The organism is Acinetobacter sp. UBA991, assembly GCF_002292065.1.
In the GTDB taxonomy this organism is placed as follows: Bacteria; Pseudomonadota; Gammaproteobacteria; order Pseudomonadales; family Moraxellaceae; genus Acinetobacter; species Acinetobacter higginsii.
In genome coordinates, this window is record NZ_DBBF01000008.1 from 39,904 (window position 1) to 52,696 (window position 12,793).

At 42.2% G+C, this 12,793-nt stretch carries 12 protein-coding genes; 4 read left to right on the plus strand and 8 right to left on the minus strand.

Annotation, left to right across the window (positions count from 1 at the left end):
- Positions 1-212: 212 nt before the first annotated feature.
- Together B2727_RS01825 and B2727_RS01830 are read left to right on the plus strand one after the other, a co-directional pair.
- Complete coding sequence (locus tag B2727_RS01825) at positions 213-776, plus strand: DUF805 domain-containing protein (RefSeq protein WP_004803650.1); 564 nt, start codon at positions 213-215, stop codon at positions 774-776.
- 131 nt (positions 777-907) lie between these two features.
- On the plus strand, positions 908-1,879 hold the full coding sequence (locus tag B2727_RS01830) for a mechanosensitive ion channel family protein (RefSeq protein WP_004803649.1): 972 nt from the start codon (positions 908-910) through the stop codon (positions 1,877-1,879).
- Here the strand turns inward: B2727_RS01830 and B2727_RS01835 are convergent.
- The 5 genes from B2727_RS01835 to prfB all read right to left on the minus strand — a co-directional run bounded on the left by B2727_RS01835 (position 1,868) and on the right by prfB (position 6,656).
- On the minus strand, positions 1,868-2,578 hold the full coding sequence (locus B2727_RS01835; RefSeq protein ID WP_033132695.1) for a 16S rRNA (uracil(1498)-N(3))-methyltransferase: 711 nt from the start codon (positions 2,576-2,578) through the stop codon (positions 1,868-1,870). The two genes, B2727_RS01830 and B2727_RS01835, sit on opposite strands and share 12 nt — an antisense overlap.
- Complete coding sequence (locus tag B2727_RS01840) at positions 2,575-3,894, minus strand: 3-deoxy-D-manno-octulosonic acid transferase (protein ID WP_033132696.1); 1,320 nt, start codon at positions 3,892-3,894, stop codon at positions 2,575-2,577. The genes B2727_RS01835 and B2727_RS01840 overlap by 4 nt, the downstream gene beginning before the upstream one ends.
- Positions 3,895-4,003: 109 nt before the next feature.
- Positions 4,004-5,068, minus strand: a complete 1,065-nt coding sequence (locus B2727_RS01845) for an alkene reductase (RefSeq protein WP_004803643.1) — start codon at positions 5,066-5,068, stop codon at positions 4,004-4,006.
- 27 nt (positions 5,069-5,095) lie between these two features.
- Complete coding sequence (locus tag B2727_RS01850; RefSeq protein WP_010590065.1) at positions 5,096-5,398, minus strand: ArsR/SmtB family transcription factor; 303 nt, start codon at positions 5,396-5,398, stop codon at positions 5,096-5,098.
- A gap of 162 nt (positions 5,399-5,560) precedes the next feature.
- Positions 5,561-6,656 (minus strand): peptide chain release factor 2 gene (prfB, locus tag B2727_RS01855; RefSeq protein ID WP_096089470.1). Its coding sequence is split into 2 segments (ribosomal slippage): positions 5,561-6,583 and positions 6,585-6,656, totalling 1,095 coding nucleotides; the frame shifts between segments, so codons are not numbered across the junction.
- A 409-nt stretch (positions 6,657-7,065) separates the two neighbouring features.
- Between prfB and B2727_RS01860 the strand changes: the two genes are divergently transcribed.
- Together B2727_RS01860 and B2727_RS01865 are read left to right on the plus strand one after the other, a co-directional pair.
- Positions 7,066-7,878: a putative porin gene (locus B2727_RS01860; RefSeq protein WP_004756917.1), complete on the plus strand. Its 813-nt coding sequence runs from the start codon at positions 7,066-7,068 to the stop codon at positions 7,876-7,878.
- Positions 7,879-8,083: 205 nt separating this feature from the next.
- Positions 8,084-8,941, plus strand: coding sequence for a putative porin (locus B2727_RS01865; RefSeq protein WP_004803635.1), 858 nt, complete (start codon positions 8,084-8,086; stop codon positions 8,939-8,941).
- Between the two features lie 47 nt (positions 8,942-8,988).
- Here B2727_RS01865 and recJ read toward each other — a convergent pair whose 3' ends face one another.
- From recJ to glmM, 3 genes are read right to left on the minus strand one after another with little or no spacing between them, the layout of a single operon-like run.
- Positions 8,989-10,689 carry a single-stranded-DNA-specific exonuclease RecJ gene (gene recJ / locus B2727_RS01870; RefSeq protein WP_033132697.1) on the minus strand — a complete coding sequence of 567 codons (1,701 nt, stop codon included), beginning with the start codon at positions 10,687-10,689 and terminating at the stop codon, positions 8,989-8,991.
- The gene (pdxH, locus tag B2727_RS01875) at positions 10,690-11,340 is read right to left on the minus strand and encodes a pyridoxamine 5'-phosphate oxidase (RefSeq protein WP_004803631.1); all 651 of its coding nucleotides are present in this window, start codon (positions 11,338-11,340) and stop codon (positions 10,690-10,692) included.
- Positions 11,341-11,352: 12 nt separating this feature from the next.
- The gene (gene glmM / locus B2727_RS01880; protein WP_004803629.1) at positions 11,353-12,690 is read right to left on the minus strand and encodes a phosphoglucosamine mutase; all 1,338 of its coding nucleotides are present in this window, start codon (positions 12,688-12,690) and stop codon (positions 11,353-11,355) included.
- Positions 12,691-12,793 lie beyond the last annotated feature (103 nt).

Sequence of the window (12,793 nt, forward strand, 5' to 3'; positions counted from 1 at the left end):
AATGTCGGGACTTTTAATCTTTCGACCTTGACTAAGTTATAGGCTAAAATAGCAAAGCCGACGCTTTTACGATCAATTTATTTTCAAAAATTTACTCAAAATAATTTAAATTTGAACTGCTTGTCTATGCTTTTTGTTTTTAAAATAAGTGATTATTTTGATCATTGCCAAAAGCTTAAAAGATTTAATAATCAGAAAAATAGGAATGCACTATGTTTGACCCTGTAATAACGACCCAAGTACAACCAATCAATGACCATCCACTTTCTCCTAAGGGTCGTTTTAACCGTCTCAGCTATTTAGGTTGGTACGGTTTGCTCAGTTTGGCTTGTCTGGCTGCATTTATCTTGATCTTTGCCTTTGCTGGTATTTTTGCAAGCAGCAACATTGATGATGCCATATTTAGCGCGTTTTCAGGCATGTCTGTCTTTGCCATGATTGCAGTGTGGTTGGGTGCCTTTTATTTACAAATCGTGCTTTTGATTCGTCGCTTACATGACTTAAATAAGACTGGCTGGCTATGCTTGCTGTTATTGGTGCCGGTGCTTCAGCTGTTATTTACCTTATATGTTTTGCTTGCACCAGGAACGCCGCATCGCAATGACTATGGTGATGTTCGCCCATCTCGTGGCTGGGAAAAATTACTGGCATGGCTCATGATTCTGCTCAGCCTATTCATGATGTTTACGATATTCATTTTTGCTTATTATTTTGCTAGCCCAGATTTATGGGAAGCCCCAACCCAAATCATTCAAAATACGACCGAATATTTTTAAACGACCATATTCAGCGAATTGATTTGATCATCATGGGAAACAAAGACTGAATTTTGCATGCGTGTTGACAATAAATTCATTATGATTGCTTCCCTTATTTACTCCTTCCTTTGCGAAATAGAGATATTGCTGTGGCAAACGAACAAACAACATTGACTGAAGTGGCGAAAGATACAGGTGCGCTGATTCATCAAGCCAGCACCAAGACCACTGAAACGGTTTTGGCCCATACTGAAAAGTACCACGATGCCTATACCACGATTGATAAAATCATGGACAGCTTTTGGGAGCGTATTCCCTATATCGGTATCGCGATTACAGTTTTCATTATCTTTTGGTTACTCACCAAGTTGTTTAAGCTCTTTATTCGCAAGACTTTAGAAAATCGCAGCTATACCCGTCAAAATTTAGTCCTAGTACTCAATCGTGTCGGTAGTACCTTTATTATCTTCTTTGGCTTCTTGATTGCGTTGGTGATTGCCATCCCGGGCTTTACCCCAAGTCAATTGATTGGTGCCTTGGGGATTGGTTCAGTTGCGATTGGTTTTGCCTTCAAAGACATCTTCCAGAACTTATTGTCAGGGATTCTGATTTTAATCAGCGAACCGTTTCGTATCGGTGATGATATTGTCGTCAATGGCTTGGAAGGAAACGTCGAGGATATTCAAATCCGCGCAACCTTCTTACGTTCACCTGATGGCCGCCGTATCGTAATTCCCAATGCCACGGTGTACACCAGTGCAGTCACAGTCAACAATGCCTATCAACGTCGTCGTTGTGAGTTTGTGGTCGGTATTGGCTATGAAGATGACATGCAAAAAGCCAAGAAGATTATTCTCGATATTCTGGATCGTAATTTAAATGTACTGAGTCAACCCGGCTTCTCGGTCAACGTTACCGCACTGGCAGACTTCTCAATTAATTTAACAGTACGCTGGTGGGTCAATACCACTGAAACCACCACCTCAGCCTCTATCAGTGAAATCCAAGAATTGGTGGTGACTGCTTTTGATGAAAAAGGAATTTCAATTCCTTATCCAGTGCAGGAAGTCAAAGTCTATCGGGGTGATCAATCTGAGCTGAGCGATGCTTTAGACAAATAATCGCCCTAAAATATTCGATACGGCTGTTTCAGTTCGCAAAATTCGGTTGCCTAAGCTCATCGCTTGGCAGCCGTTTTTTATGAGTAGATCGACCTCATAGGGAATAAAACCACCTTCTGGACCGATGACCACACTACAGGGATGCGGAATCGCATAAGGCATTGGCTGTTCAGCATAAGGGTGTGCCACATAAGCAGGCTGTTCTGCGCTAATCAACGTCGGTAAAACATCTTCCACAAAAGGTTTAAAGCGTTTATAGAGTTGGATTTCGGGTGCAATAGTATCGCCTGCCTGTTCTAAACCCAAAGTCACATAATCATTCAGCTGCTGTAAAAACGGCGTTTGCCAATAGCTCTTGTCCACTCGATAACTATGAATCAGGCTAATCCGTTCCACGCCCAAGGTCACCGCATCCATAATGATGCGACGCAATACTTTAGGACGTGGCAAGGCTAGAATCAGATGCACGGGAAGCTTTGCAGGAACCGCTTCAGTTTGAACTGGCCGAACTGTAATGCATTTTTCGCTGATAGCGACCACCTCAGTTAAGTATCGCTGACCTGCACGAATCCCAACCTTTAAGGTATCACCAACATTGAGCTGTAAGTGCTGAGCTAAATGCTGCAATTGTCTGGGCTGGCTGATCTGCCATACATCCTCTGAAACACACTGATCTGGCTCGAGTAAAACAATATTCATGATAATGCTGTTTGCTGTAAATAGTGATCAAGACACTGAATATGCTGCTGTAGTGAGCCTTTATTTGTTTGTAGAACCCGCTGAGCCTGCGTAACCAGTTGCTGAGTCTGAGCATCATCTTCTAAACAGGCTAATAATTGCTGCCCCACCTGTGCTGCATCCTCTCCAATCAAAATCCCTTGTTGAGCCACAAACTCATCCACAATGGTTTGAAAGTTGAAATAACGCGGACCAATGACGGTGGGTACATTCAAGACCATAGGCTCTAAAATATTATGCCCGCCACCTGGTTCATTCAATGAACCACCGACAAAACAGGCTTGGCTCAAGGCGTACCATAACCACATTTCCCCCATACTATCAGCAAGGAAGACTTGGGTATCTTCTTGAATCGGTTGTTGCAGGCTACGGCGTTGATTTTTTAAATTTAAACTTTGGCAAACTTGGTATACCTCATCAAAACGTTCAGGATGACGCGGCACCACAATACACAGCAAAGCTGGATTTGAATTTAAATGTGACTGCAATTGTTTGAGTAAACTTTGTTCTTCGGGCGCATGCGTACTGGCTAAAGTAATAATCTGACGATCCGCCAATTGCCAATCCTGTTTGAGCTGCTGTGCTTGTTGCAGATACTGCTCTGGTGCTGAAATATCAAATTTAATATTGCCAACCACCTGACTTTTGGCTTGTTCTAAACCTAATTCAACATAACGCTGTTGGGTTGCCACATCTTGTGCCAATAGCCAAGTGATTTGTTGCAGCATCGGTTGAGTTAAACGACGAGCCTTGCCATAACCTTTGGCTGATTTCTCTGACAGACGCGCATTCAATAAAATACAAGGAATCTGTTGCTGTTTTGCTTGGGCAATTAAATTGGGCCAGATCTCTGTTTCAACCAATGCCAATAGTCGCGGTTGATACAGATTAAAAAATCGTTTTAATAATGCTTTTTGATCGACAGGCAAATATACCGCTTGAAATAAATTGAGATAAGGGGCTTTTAAAAACAGGGATTTGGCACGCGCTTGCCCTGTCTTGGTGGTATTGGTCACTAAAACGGGATGACCTAATTTTAAATAATGTTCTATTAACGGTTGAGCCGCGTTGGTTTCACCGACTGATACCGCATGGAACCAAATTGCCCCTAAATTTTTAGGGGGCTGGAACGGCCCAAAACGCTCAATACATTCCTGTTGAAACAGCGCATCACTTTCAGCCCGTTGTTTGATTTTCCAGCGGTACAACGGCTTGATACAAGCCAGTAAAAAGTTATACCAAAACGGTGTTTGCTGTGCTGCTGTGTTCTGCGCCATCCGAGACCATAATTGACAATGTGATTCCAGCTCATTATGCGGAATTTAAAACAAAAACTCATGCGATTTTGGTAAATCACATGAGTCATTTTTTAAGTTTTAAAACAGATTAAGCTTCTAACTGCTCAAAGGCAGGATAATCAGTATAACCCTCAGCACCGTCACCATATAAAGTTTGTGGTTGAAGCGGATTTAAAGGCAAATCATGTTGCAAACGTTCAAACAAATCTGGATTGGCAATATATTGTTTACCAAATGAGACTGCATCGGCTTGGCCTGTCGCCAAAATACGTTTCGCAGAATCCGCCGTTAAACCTTCATTGGCAATCCACACCCCTTTAAATTTAGGACGTAGTTTTGGTAATACACTATCTTCAGCTTCATATTCACGCGTGAAAATAAAACCAATATTGCGTTGATCTAATTGCTCAACCACATAACCAAACGTTGCTAATGGATTCTCATCGCCCATATCGTGCGAATCACCGCGTGGGGCAAGATGTACACCCACTCGACCAGCACCCCATACTTCGATGAAGGTATCGACAACTTGCAATAATAAACGCGCACGGTTTTCAATTGCACCGCCGTATTCATCATCACGATGATTGGTGCTGCTTTGCAGGAATTGATCAATCAGATAACCATTGGCTGCGTGTAATTCAACACCATCAAACCCAGCGGCTTTGGCCTGTTCTGCTGCATTTTTATATTGTGCAACAATTTCCTGAATTTCTTCATGCGATAACGCACGTGGTGTCACAAAAGGACGCTTTGGACGAAGTAAGCTCACTTCACCCGCAGGTTGAATCGCACTTGGCGCCACAGGTGTATCACCATCCAATAAGTCTGGATGTGAAATACGACCGACATGCCACAGCTGAACCACAATTTTTGAACCTTGTGCGTGTACGGCTTCAACAATTTTATGCCATGCCTGAGCTTGTTCTTGCGACCATAGGCCTGGTGTATTGGCATATCCCGCTGCTTTAGGGCTAATCACCGTTGCTTCGGTAATAATAAGGCCAGCATTGGCACGTTGTTGGTAATATTCCACCATCAAATCATTTGGAATACGCTGCGCACCACTACGCGCTCTCGTTAAAGGAGCTAAAACCAAGCGGTTTTTAATCGTGAAATCACCTACTTGCAAAGTAGAATTTAGTTCAGCCATGATCGCCTCAACTTACACTTCTTCGATTTAAAGTGCTTGTTTTAAATGTTCGATATATTGCTGAATCAAAGCTTCATTGCGCGTGAAATAAGACCACTGTCCATATTTCTCAACCTTAATCAAACCTGCCTGTTGCAATACAGACAAATGATTCGACATGGTCGATTGTGCAACTTTTCCTAAACGTTCGATGTGCCCTGCACATACACCCCGTTCAAAACTACCACCACATTGCTCAACGGGTAGAAATTGCTCAGGCTCTTTTAGCCATTGCAAAATCTGTCGACGTAATGGATTGGCTAAGGCTTTGCTTATAACATCAATATCCATAGACTCACCACGTTTCTCAAGCGGCAACACTTTGTTCAGCACCTAAATCCAGTATATCGAAATTTTCAAATATTAATATCCATTTTTTTCGATATTAATATCATATTTTTTCGATTAACTGACCGATGCTGAACGAGATTGCCGTTTTAATTGGATTAAAACTTATAAACCTTGTTTCAAACTTGCTTCGATGAATTTATCTAAGTCACCATCTAACACTGCTTTGGTGTTGGAATTTTCCACACCTGTACGCAAGTCTTTAATACGTGAGTCATCGAGCACATACGAACGAATTTGACTTCCCCAACCGATATCTGACTTCGAGTCTTCTAAGGCTTGAGCAGCTTCATTACGTTTGCTCATCTCTAATTCATAGAGCTTGGCACGTAATTGCTTCCACGCATGGTCACGGTTGGCATGTTGTGAACGTTGGTTCTGACATGCCACCACAATACCTGTCGGTGCGTGAGTTAAACGAACTGCAGAATCGGTTTTGTTAATATGCTGACCACCCGCACCCGAAGCACGGTAAGTATCGGTACGCACATCAGATGGATTGATATCAATTTCGATATTGTCATCAATCTCAGGTGAGATAAATACCGCAGAGAATGAAGTATGACGGTTGTTATTACTGTCAAATGGTGACTTACGCACTAAACGATGTACGCCACTTTCGGTACGTAACCAACCATAGGCAAACTCACCATCTACACGAATCGTTGCTGATTTAATCCCAGCCACATCACCATCTGACACTTCCATCAATTCAGCTTTAAAGCCATGGCGTTCGATCCAGCGTAAATACATACGCAATAACATCGACGCCCAATCCTGTGCTTCTGTACCGCCTGAACCAGATTGAATCTCAAGGAAGCACGGATTTGGATCCATCGGATTACTGAACATACGGCGGAATTCAAGATTACCTAAGGCCTGTTCAGCACTGTCTAATTCTGCTTGAACATCCAACAATAAACTTTCATCATCCGCTTCAACCGCAAGATCAAGCATGGCTTTGGCATCATCTAACTGTTCAGCAAGACGATCAAATACACCTAATGTGTTTTCTAAACTGCCCTTTTCTTTTGCGATGGCCTGAGCACGGCTTTGATCATTCCAAATCGCAGGGTCTTCTAATTCTCTTAACACTTCTTCTAAACGCTCAGCTTTTAGATCGTAGTCAAAGATACCCCCGTAGTGTTTGGCTACGATCAGATAAGTCTTTCAATTGAATTAAATACGGATTAATTTCCACGCGTCTTTTCTCACAACTTTTTCACTTAATCCGCTATTTTAACATAACTGTTTTAGTCGACACAGCCATGTCATTTTGAATACATTTATTTATTAAAATTGATTTTTTAAATTACTTAATTTTATGCCTGAAATGTTTAGTCAGATTTCTGCGACCCTAGTTTTTGTATAAAAATTAAACCAATTACACTAAAACACACAATCTCTCCTAAGTTTTAATAAATCAAAACATTGATTTTTTATCAAATAATATCAATAAGATAAAATGTCAAAATTACAAGTCAATTACATTCGTACTGTTCGATTACCTTATCAAGATTGACGATATTGAAAATTACTCTAGACTCAAGTTGTAACAAAACATGTATCAGTGTTTAACACTTGGTTTAAATCTTAATGAGGAAACAACCATGAAAAAATTAGCAATTGCATCAGCACTTTTATCTGCAATCGCAGTAACAGGCACTGCTCATGCTTATCAAGCTGAGGTAGGTGGTTCTTATACCTATAAAGACCAAGATCGTTTTGGTGACAGTGATCGTTTCAGCGTAGACGGCAAATATTATTTTAATCCAGTACAAACACGTAATGCACCTCTTGCAGAAGCAGCGTTCCTTGACCGTGCGAGCAATGTAAAAGCACAATACGCGCATGAAAAAGATGATGCATTCAAAAACAACCAATATGGTGCAGGTATTGAATACTTTGTTCCAAACAGCGATTTCTATTTAAGCGGTAATATTGGCCGTGAAGAAATCAAACCAAATTCTAAATATGCAACTGACGAAGACAAATTAAAAATCAACCATTACTCAGCAGAAGTCGGTTACTTACCAGCACCAGGTTTATTGGTTGCTGCGGGTGCGAAAACTGTTGATGTAAAAGATGGTGATCGTGATACAAGCCCAACACTTCGTGCCAAGTACGTAACTAAAGTTGGTCAAAATGATGTGAACCTAGAAGCATATACTGCTTTTGGTGACAGTAAAGAAGTGAAGTTAAAAGGTGATTACTTCATCGACAAAACTTTAAGTGTTGGTGTGGATTATCAAAAACTTAAATATGATGACACTATCGTCAATTCAAATGAATGGGGTATTTCTGCGAAGAAATTCTTCAACCAACAAGTGAGTTTAGAAGGTCGTGTAGGCTTCGGTAACGATAAATCATATATTGATAATGACTACACTTCATTCGGTATTCGTGGCGCATACCGCTTCTAAGACTTGAACAGAAGTTTGTAACATCGGAAACGCCCTGAATCATTCAGGGCGTTTTTTATTGCCCCCATTTTCTGATCATTTTCAATCCTCCACTTTTGTTTTTTCCCCAGCTTAATCCTGTATTTAAGAATTGACGCTTAGCTATTTTTGAATACACTACTTCGTGTAACAAAATATGTATTATTTTTAATCGGGGGAAATTCGAATGAAAAAACTAAGTCTTCTTGCAACACTCATAAGTGCTTGCTTTGCCATCAATGCCCATGCTTATCAAACAGAAGCCAATGGTGCATATGAACATATCAACATGGATGATGGGAAAGGCAACAGTGCAGTCATCAGCGGTAAATATTATTTTAACCCTGTGCAAACCCGTAATGCGCCCTTAGCAGAAGCTGCTTTCTTAGATAAGGCATCGAATATCGGTGGCGGCTATGCCTATAGCAAACTGAAAGATGACGAAGATCTCGGTGACTTACAATTCAATATTATCGGCCTTCAAGGTGAGTTCTACGTCCCTAACTCACAATTTTATCTTTCTGGTGCCTTACATCGTACCAATGTCAAAGCAACAATGAATGGCTTAGGCTCTCATTCCGAAAATGGCGATGGCTATAGTCTTGAAGCAGGTTTCTTACCAATCAATGGATTACTCCTAGCAGTGGGTGTTGCAGATTTATCTGATAGCCTAAATCCAGTTCAGGTTGCGCAATACGGCTTTAGCAACACACTTTCAAACGCTGCAATTGTGTCTGGCGAAAATGACGATACCGCTGTTTCTTTACGCGCGAAATATGTTTCGCAGATTGGCGGTTACTATACCAACTTTGAAGCACTCAGCTATATCGGTGATGAAACGACGTATCGCCTAGGTGCTGATCTTTATCTTGATCCAACCCTCAGTGTCGGCATCTCATTTGCAGACTCTACCGCTGATGATTCAGACAGTGTTTTCAATATTCACGCGCAAAAATTCTTTACGCCACAGTTTGCTTTAGGTGTGGGCTATACCACAACCGATGGTGTTGATTCTTATGGTCTCAACGGTACTGTCCGCTTCTAATCAATAGTGTAAACGATTAAAAAAATCCGCTCATCAGAGCGGATTTTTTATTGTTTTAAATAAGCGATTTGCAATTGTAGACGGGTATTGCCATTAAAGACATTCCGTTCCAAGGTATACACCAAATCGACATAACCCAGCATTGGATTAAATTCAAAACGGTCCATCGCATTAAATGCAATTGCATCTATGGAATGTGACCCGACCGCCAATTTGAGTTTTAAATGTTGCTCTTTAAGCCAACGATAATCGATCACTTTGAATCGCCCTTCAAATTGCGGCAGTGGAAACTTTTGCCCCCAAGGCCCAAGTTGTTCAATCCAATCCAAAGTCCCTAAATGTAAATCCGAATCGCCCAGCTCGCCATCAGTCCATAAGGTTGCCGTGAATAATTCATCATCCATTTCAGCAATCGCTTGGGTGAAAGCCGTTTTGAATGCAGCAAAATTTTCTTTCTTCAGGGTTAAACCCGCGGCTGCAGCATGCCCGCCAAAATGACTGACCAAATGTGGATAGTGTTCTGCAACTTGCTCAATGGTATCTCGGATATGAATCCCATCAATCGACCGTGCTGAACCTTTAATATGAATCCCATCTTCATCAGGAGCAAACACTAAACTTGGACGATGAAATTGCTCCTTTAAACGTCCAGCCACAATGCCAATCACACCTTGGTGCCATTGTTCATCAAACATTACCAGTGCTGCAGGTAAATGCTCTGTTTCTAACTGAATATGTTGTAGTGCACTCAGTGCTTGCTGCTTCATTTCAGTTTCAACTTGACGGCGTTCGATATTGAGCTGATTCAACTGTTGTGCAATCGGATAAGCGGTTGCCATATCAGCCGCAAGTAAACACTCAATGCCGATCCGCATGCTTTCCATTCGACCTGCTGCATTGATTCGCGGGCCTACCACAAAGCCTAAATCTTGTGCACGTAAACTGGCTGCGTCACGTCCTGCAATATCCAGTAAGGCTAAAATACCTGCACGACATTGATGTTGCTGAATCCGCTTTAATCCGGCATCAATCAAGATACGATTGTTATAATCCAAACTGGCGACATCGGCATAAGTCCCTAATGCGACCAAGTCGAGATACTGGGTCACTTTACTGCTGCTTTTGCCTTGCTGGCTGCGTGAACTGGCCAATTTCGCCAATACATAAAAAGCCACGCCCACCCCAGCCAAAGCCTTACTTGAAAACCCACAACCAAGTTGGTTCGGATTAACCACAGCCTCAGCACTCGGTGTCGGTTTGGTGGTTAAATGGTGATCGGTAATGATCACCTGCATCCCTAACGCTTGAGCCGTGTCCACACCCGCATGACTCGATATACCATTATCTACCGTAATCAACAGATCTGGTTGATAGCTCTGCTTTGCCAATTCAGCAATGGCGGGCGTAAGTCCATAACCATACTTAAAACGATCAGGCACCAGATATTCAACTCTGGCACCCATATCTTGCAAGACAAGCACCATTAAAGCGGTACTGGTCGCGCCATCGGCATCATAGTCCCCCACAATCACGATCTGTTTTTGCTGATCAATCGCTTGATCGATCAACGCAACTGCCTCTGCTAAGCCTTTAAGCTCTGGAGATAGCAAGTGCTTGAGTTTCAGTTCCAGCTCTTGCTCAGACTGCACACCACGCCTTGCTAAAATTTCAGCAATAAAAGCAGGCACGCCCTGAAACTGTTCAGGGCGTGTAAGCAAGGGTCTTTTTTGAATTTGAATCTGCGTCATTTATGGCATCAAACGTTGGATAGTCCAAAGACCATTTTGTTTTTCATAACTTAAACGATCATGTAAGCGATTTGGTCGCCCTTGCCAAAACTCATAATAATCTGCTTCTAAGCGATAACCGCCCCAAAACTCAGGCTTATCCAGTTCAGCTTGAGCCTGAGCTTGCAGCGCTTGAAAGCGTTGTTGCAATAACTCACGACTTTCAATCACCCCGCTTTGTGGAGTACTGATATGCGCAGCAATCTGACTGTCACGTGGGCGCTTATGATAGTAATCCGTCGATTCTTGTTCAGAAATCTTCACGACTTTGCCAGCAATGCGGATCTGACGCTCTAAACTTGGCCAATAAAACAGCAGCTCAGCATACGGATTATCAGCTAAGTCTAAACCCTTTTGGCTGTCATAATTGGTATAGAAATCATAGCCTGCTTCTGTCGCACCACGTAATAATACGGTACGCACATGCGGACGCCCTTGAGCATTTGCCGTGGCTAATGACATTGCATAGGGTTCATGTAAATTGGCAGCTAATGCATGATTAAACCAATTCAGAAACTGTAAATGCGGCTGTACGCTGATCTGGGCTTCATGTAATTCACCCTGCTCATAGCTCAAACGCAACTCACTCAGGTCTTTAATGACATCACTCATGATGGCTCCCCCTTAAGCAGCTTGGGCTTGAGCGCGTACTGCATCTGCTAAATGATTCGCCAAAGCCTCAACCTCTTGCTGCTGATCACCTTCCACCATGACACGAATCACAGGCTCAGTACCTGACTTACGAATCAACAAACGACCACGACCTTTCAATTGCTGTTCAGCCTTTTCAAATTCTGCAACCAAAGCTGGAATTGAATATGGATCAATCATGTGTTGTAGACGAACATTGACCAGTACTTGCGGGAATAACACAAAACCTTCAACCAACTCATGCAGTGCTTTGCCTTGTTCTACCATCACGGTCAACACTTGTAACGCTGCAATAATCGCATCACCTGTTGTGCTCTTATCCAAAGTGAGAATATGACCTGAAGGCTCACCACCTGTGACCCAATTCTTTTCTTCTAGGGCTTGCAATACATAGCGATCACCAACTTTAGCACGAACAAAGCCAACCTTAGCTTGTTCTAGGGCCAACTCGAGAGCCATATTACTCATCACGGTACCTACAACACCCGCTGGCTTATTCTTCGCCTGTGTTGCAAGGATATACAAGATATGGTCACCATCAATCAATTGACCATTTTTATCCACCATCACCACACGGTCAGCATCACCATCGAAGGCAATCCCCACATCGGCTTGATGTTCCAACACTGCTTTTTGTAGCTGTTCTGGGTGGGTTGAACCACAGTTTTCATTAATGTTTAAACCATCAGGTTCATTAAATAAAGGAATGACTTTAGCACCGAGCTCACGGAATACCGATGGACCTACGCTATAGGCTGCACCATTGGCACAGTCCACCACGATTTTTAAATTACGTAAGTCAAAGTGGTACGGGAAAGTTGATTTACAGAATTCGATATAACGACCATTGGCATCTTTTACACGAACACTTTTACCCAAGTTTGCAGTGTCTTCAATCACTAAATCTTTTTCGAGTTCCTGATTGATTTCATCTTGCAAAGTATCAGGTAACTTCTTACCTGCGCTTGAGAAGAATTTAATGCCGTTATCAAAATATGGGTTATGTGATGCTGAAATCACGATCCCAGCATGGGCGTGTAATGCGCGAGTTAAATGTGCAATGGCAGGTGTTGGGAGCGGGCCCAATAAATGTACATAAACACCCGCAGCATTCAGACCTGCCTGTAAAGCCGCTTCTAAAATATAACCTGATAAGCGTGTGTCTTTCCCCAACACCACAATCGGTTTATTTTTAGGACTATTTCTTTTTAATACTTTCCCTGCAGCAAAGCCAAGTTTTAATGCGAACTCTGGGGTAATTGGCATTTGCCCAAATTTGCCGCGAATTCCATCAGTACCAAAATAGCTCATCTTTTACTCACTTTCTTATCTTTTATATGGTGTGGAACCATATCTTTCTTCATCTAATTCACTTTACACCAAAACGAAAAAACCGTCAGTGGACTGACGGTTT

Coding starts and splice junctions, on each gene's coding strand:
- B2727_RS01825 (WP_004803650.1), top strand. CDS start 213: ATGTTTGACCCTGTAATAACGACCCAAGTACAACCAATCAATGACCAT.
- B2727_RS01835 (WP_033132695.1), bottom strand. CDS start 2,578: ATGAATATTGTTTTACTCGAGCCAGATCAGTGTGTTTCAGAGGATGTA.
- B2727_RS01840 (WP_033132696.1), bottom strand. CDS start 3,894: ATGGCGCAGAACACAGCAGCACAGCAAACACCGTTTTGGTATAACTTT.
- B2727_RS01845 (WP_004803643.1), bottom strand. CDS start 5,068: ATGGCTGAACTAAATTCTACTTTGCAAGTAGGTGATTTCACGATTAAA.
- B2727_RS01850 (WP_010590065.1), bottom strand. CDS start 5,398: ATGGATATTGATGTTATAAGCAAAGCCTTAGCCAATCCATTACGTCGA.
- B2727_RS01860 (WP_004756917.1), top strand. CDS start 7,066: ATGAAAAAATTAGCAATTGCATCAGCACTTTTATCTGCAATCGCAGTA.
- B2727_RS01865 (WP_004803635.1), top strand. CDS start 8,084: ATGAAAAAACTAAGTCTTCTTGCAACACTCATAAGTGCTTGCTTTGCC.
- recJ (WP_033132697.1), bottom strand. CDS start 10,689: ATGACGCAGATTCAAATTCAAAAAAGACCCTTGCTTACACGCCCTGAA.
- pdxH (WP_004803631.1), bottom strand. CDS start 11,340: ATGAGTGATGTCATTAAAGACCTGAGTGAGTTGCGTTTGAGCTATGAG.
- glmM (WP_004803629.1), bottom strand. CDS start 12,690: ATGAGCTATTTTGGTACTGATGGAATTCGCGGCAAATTTGGGCAAATG.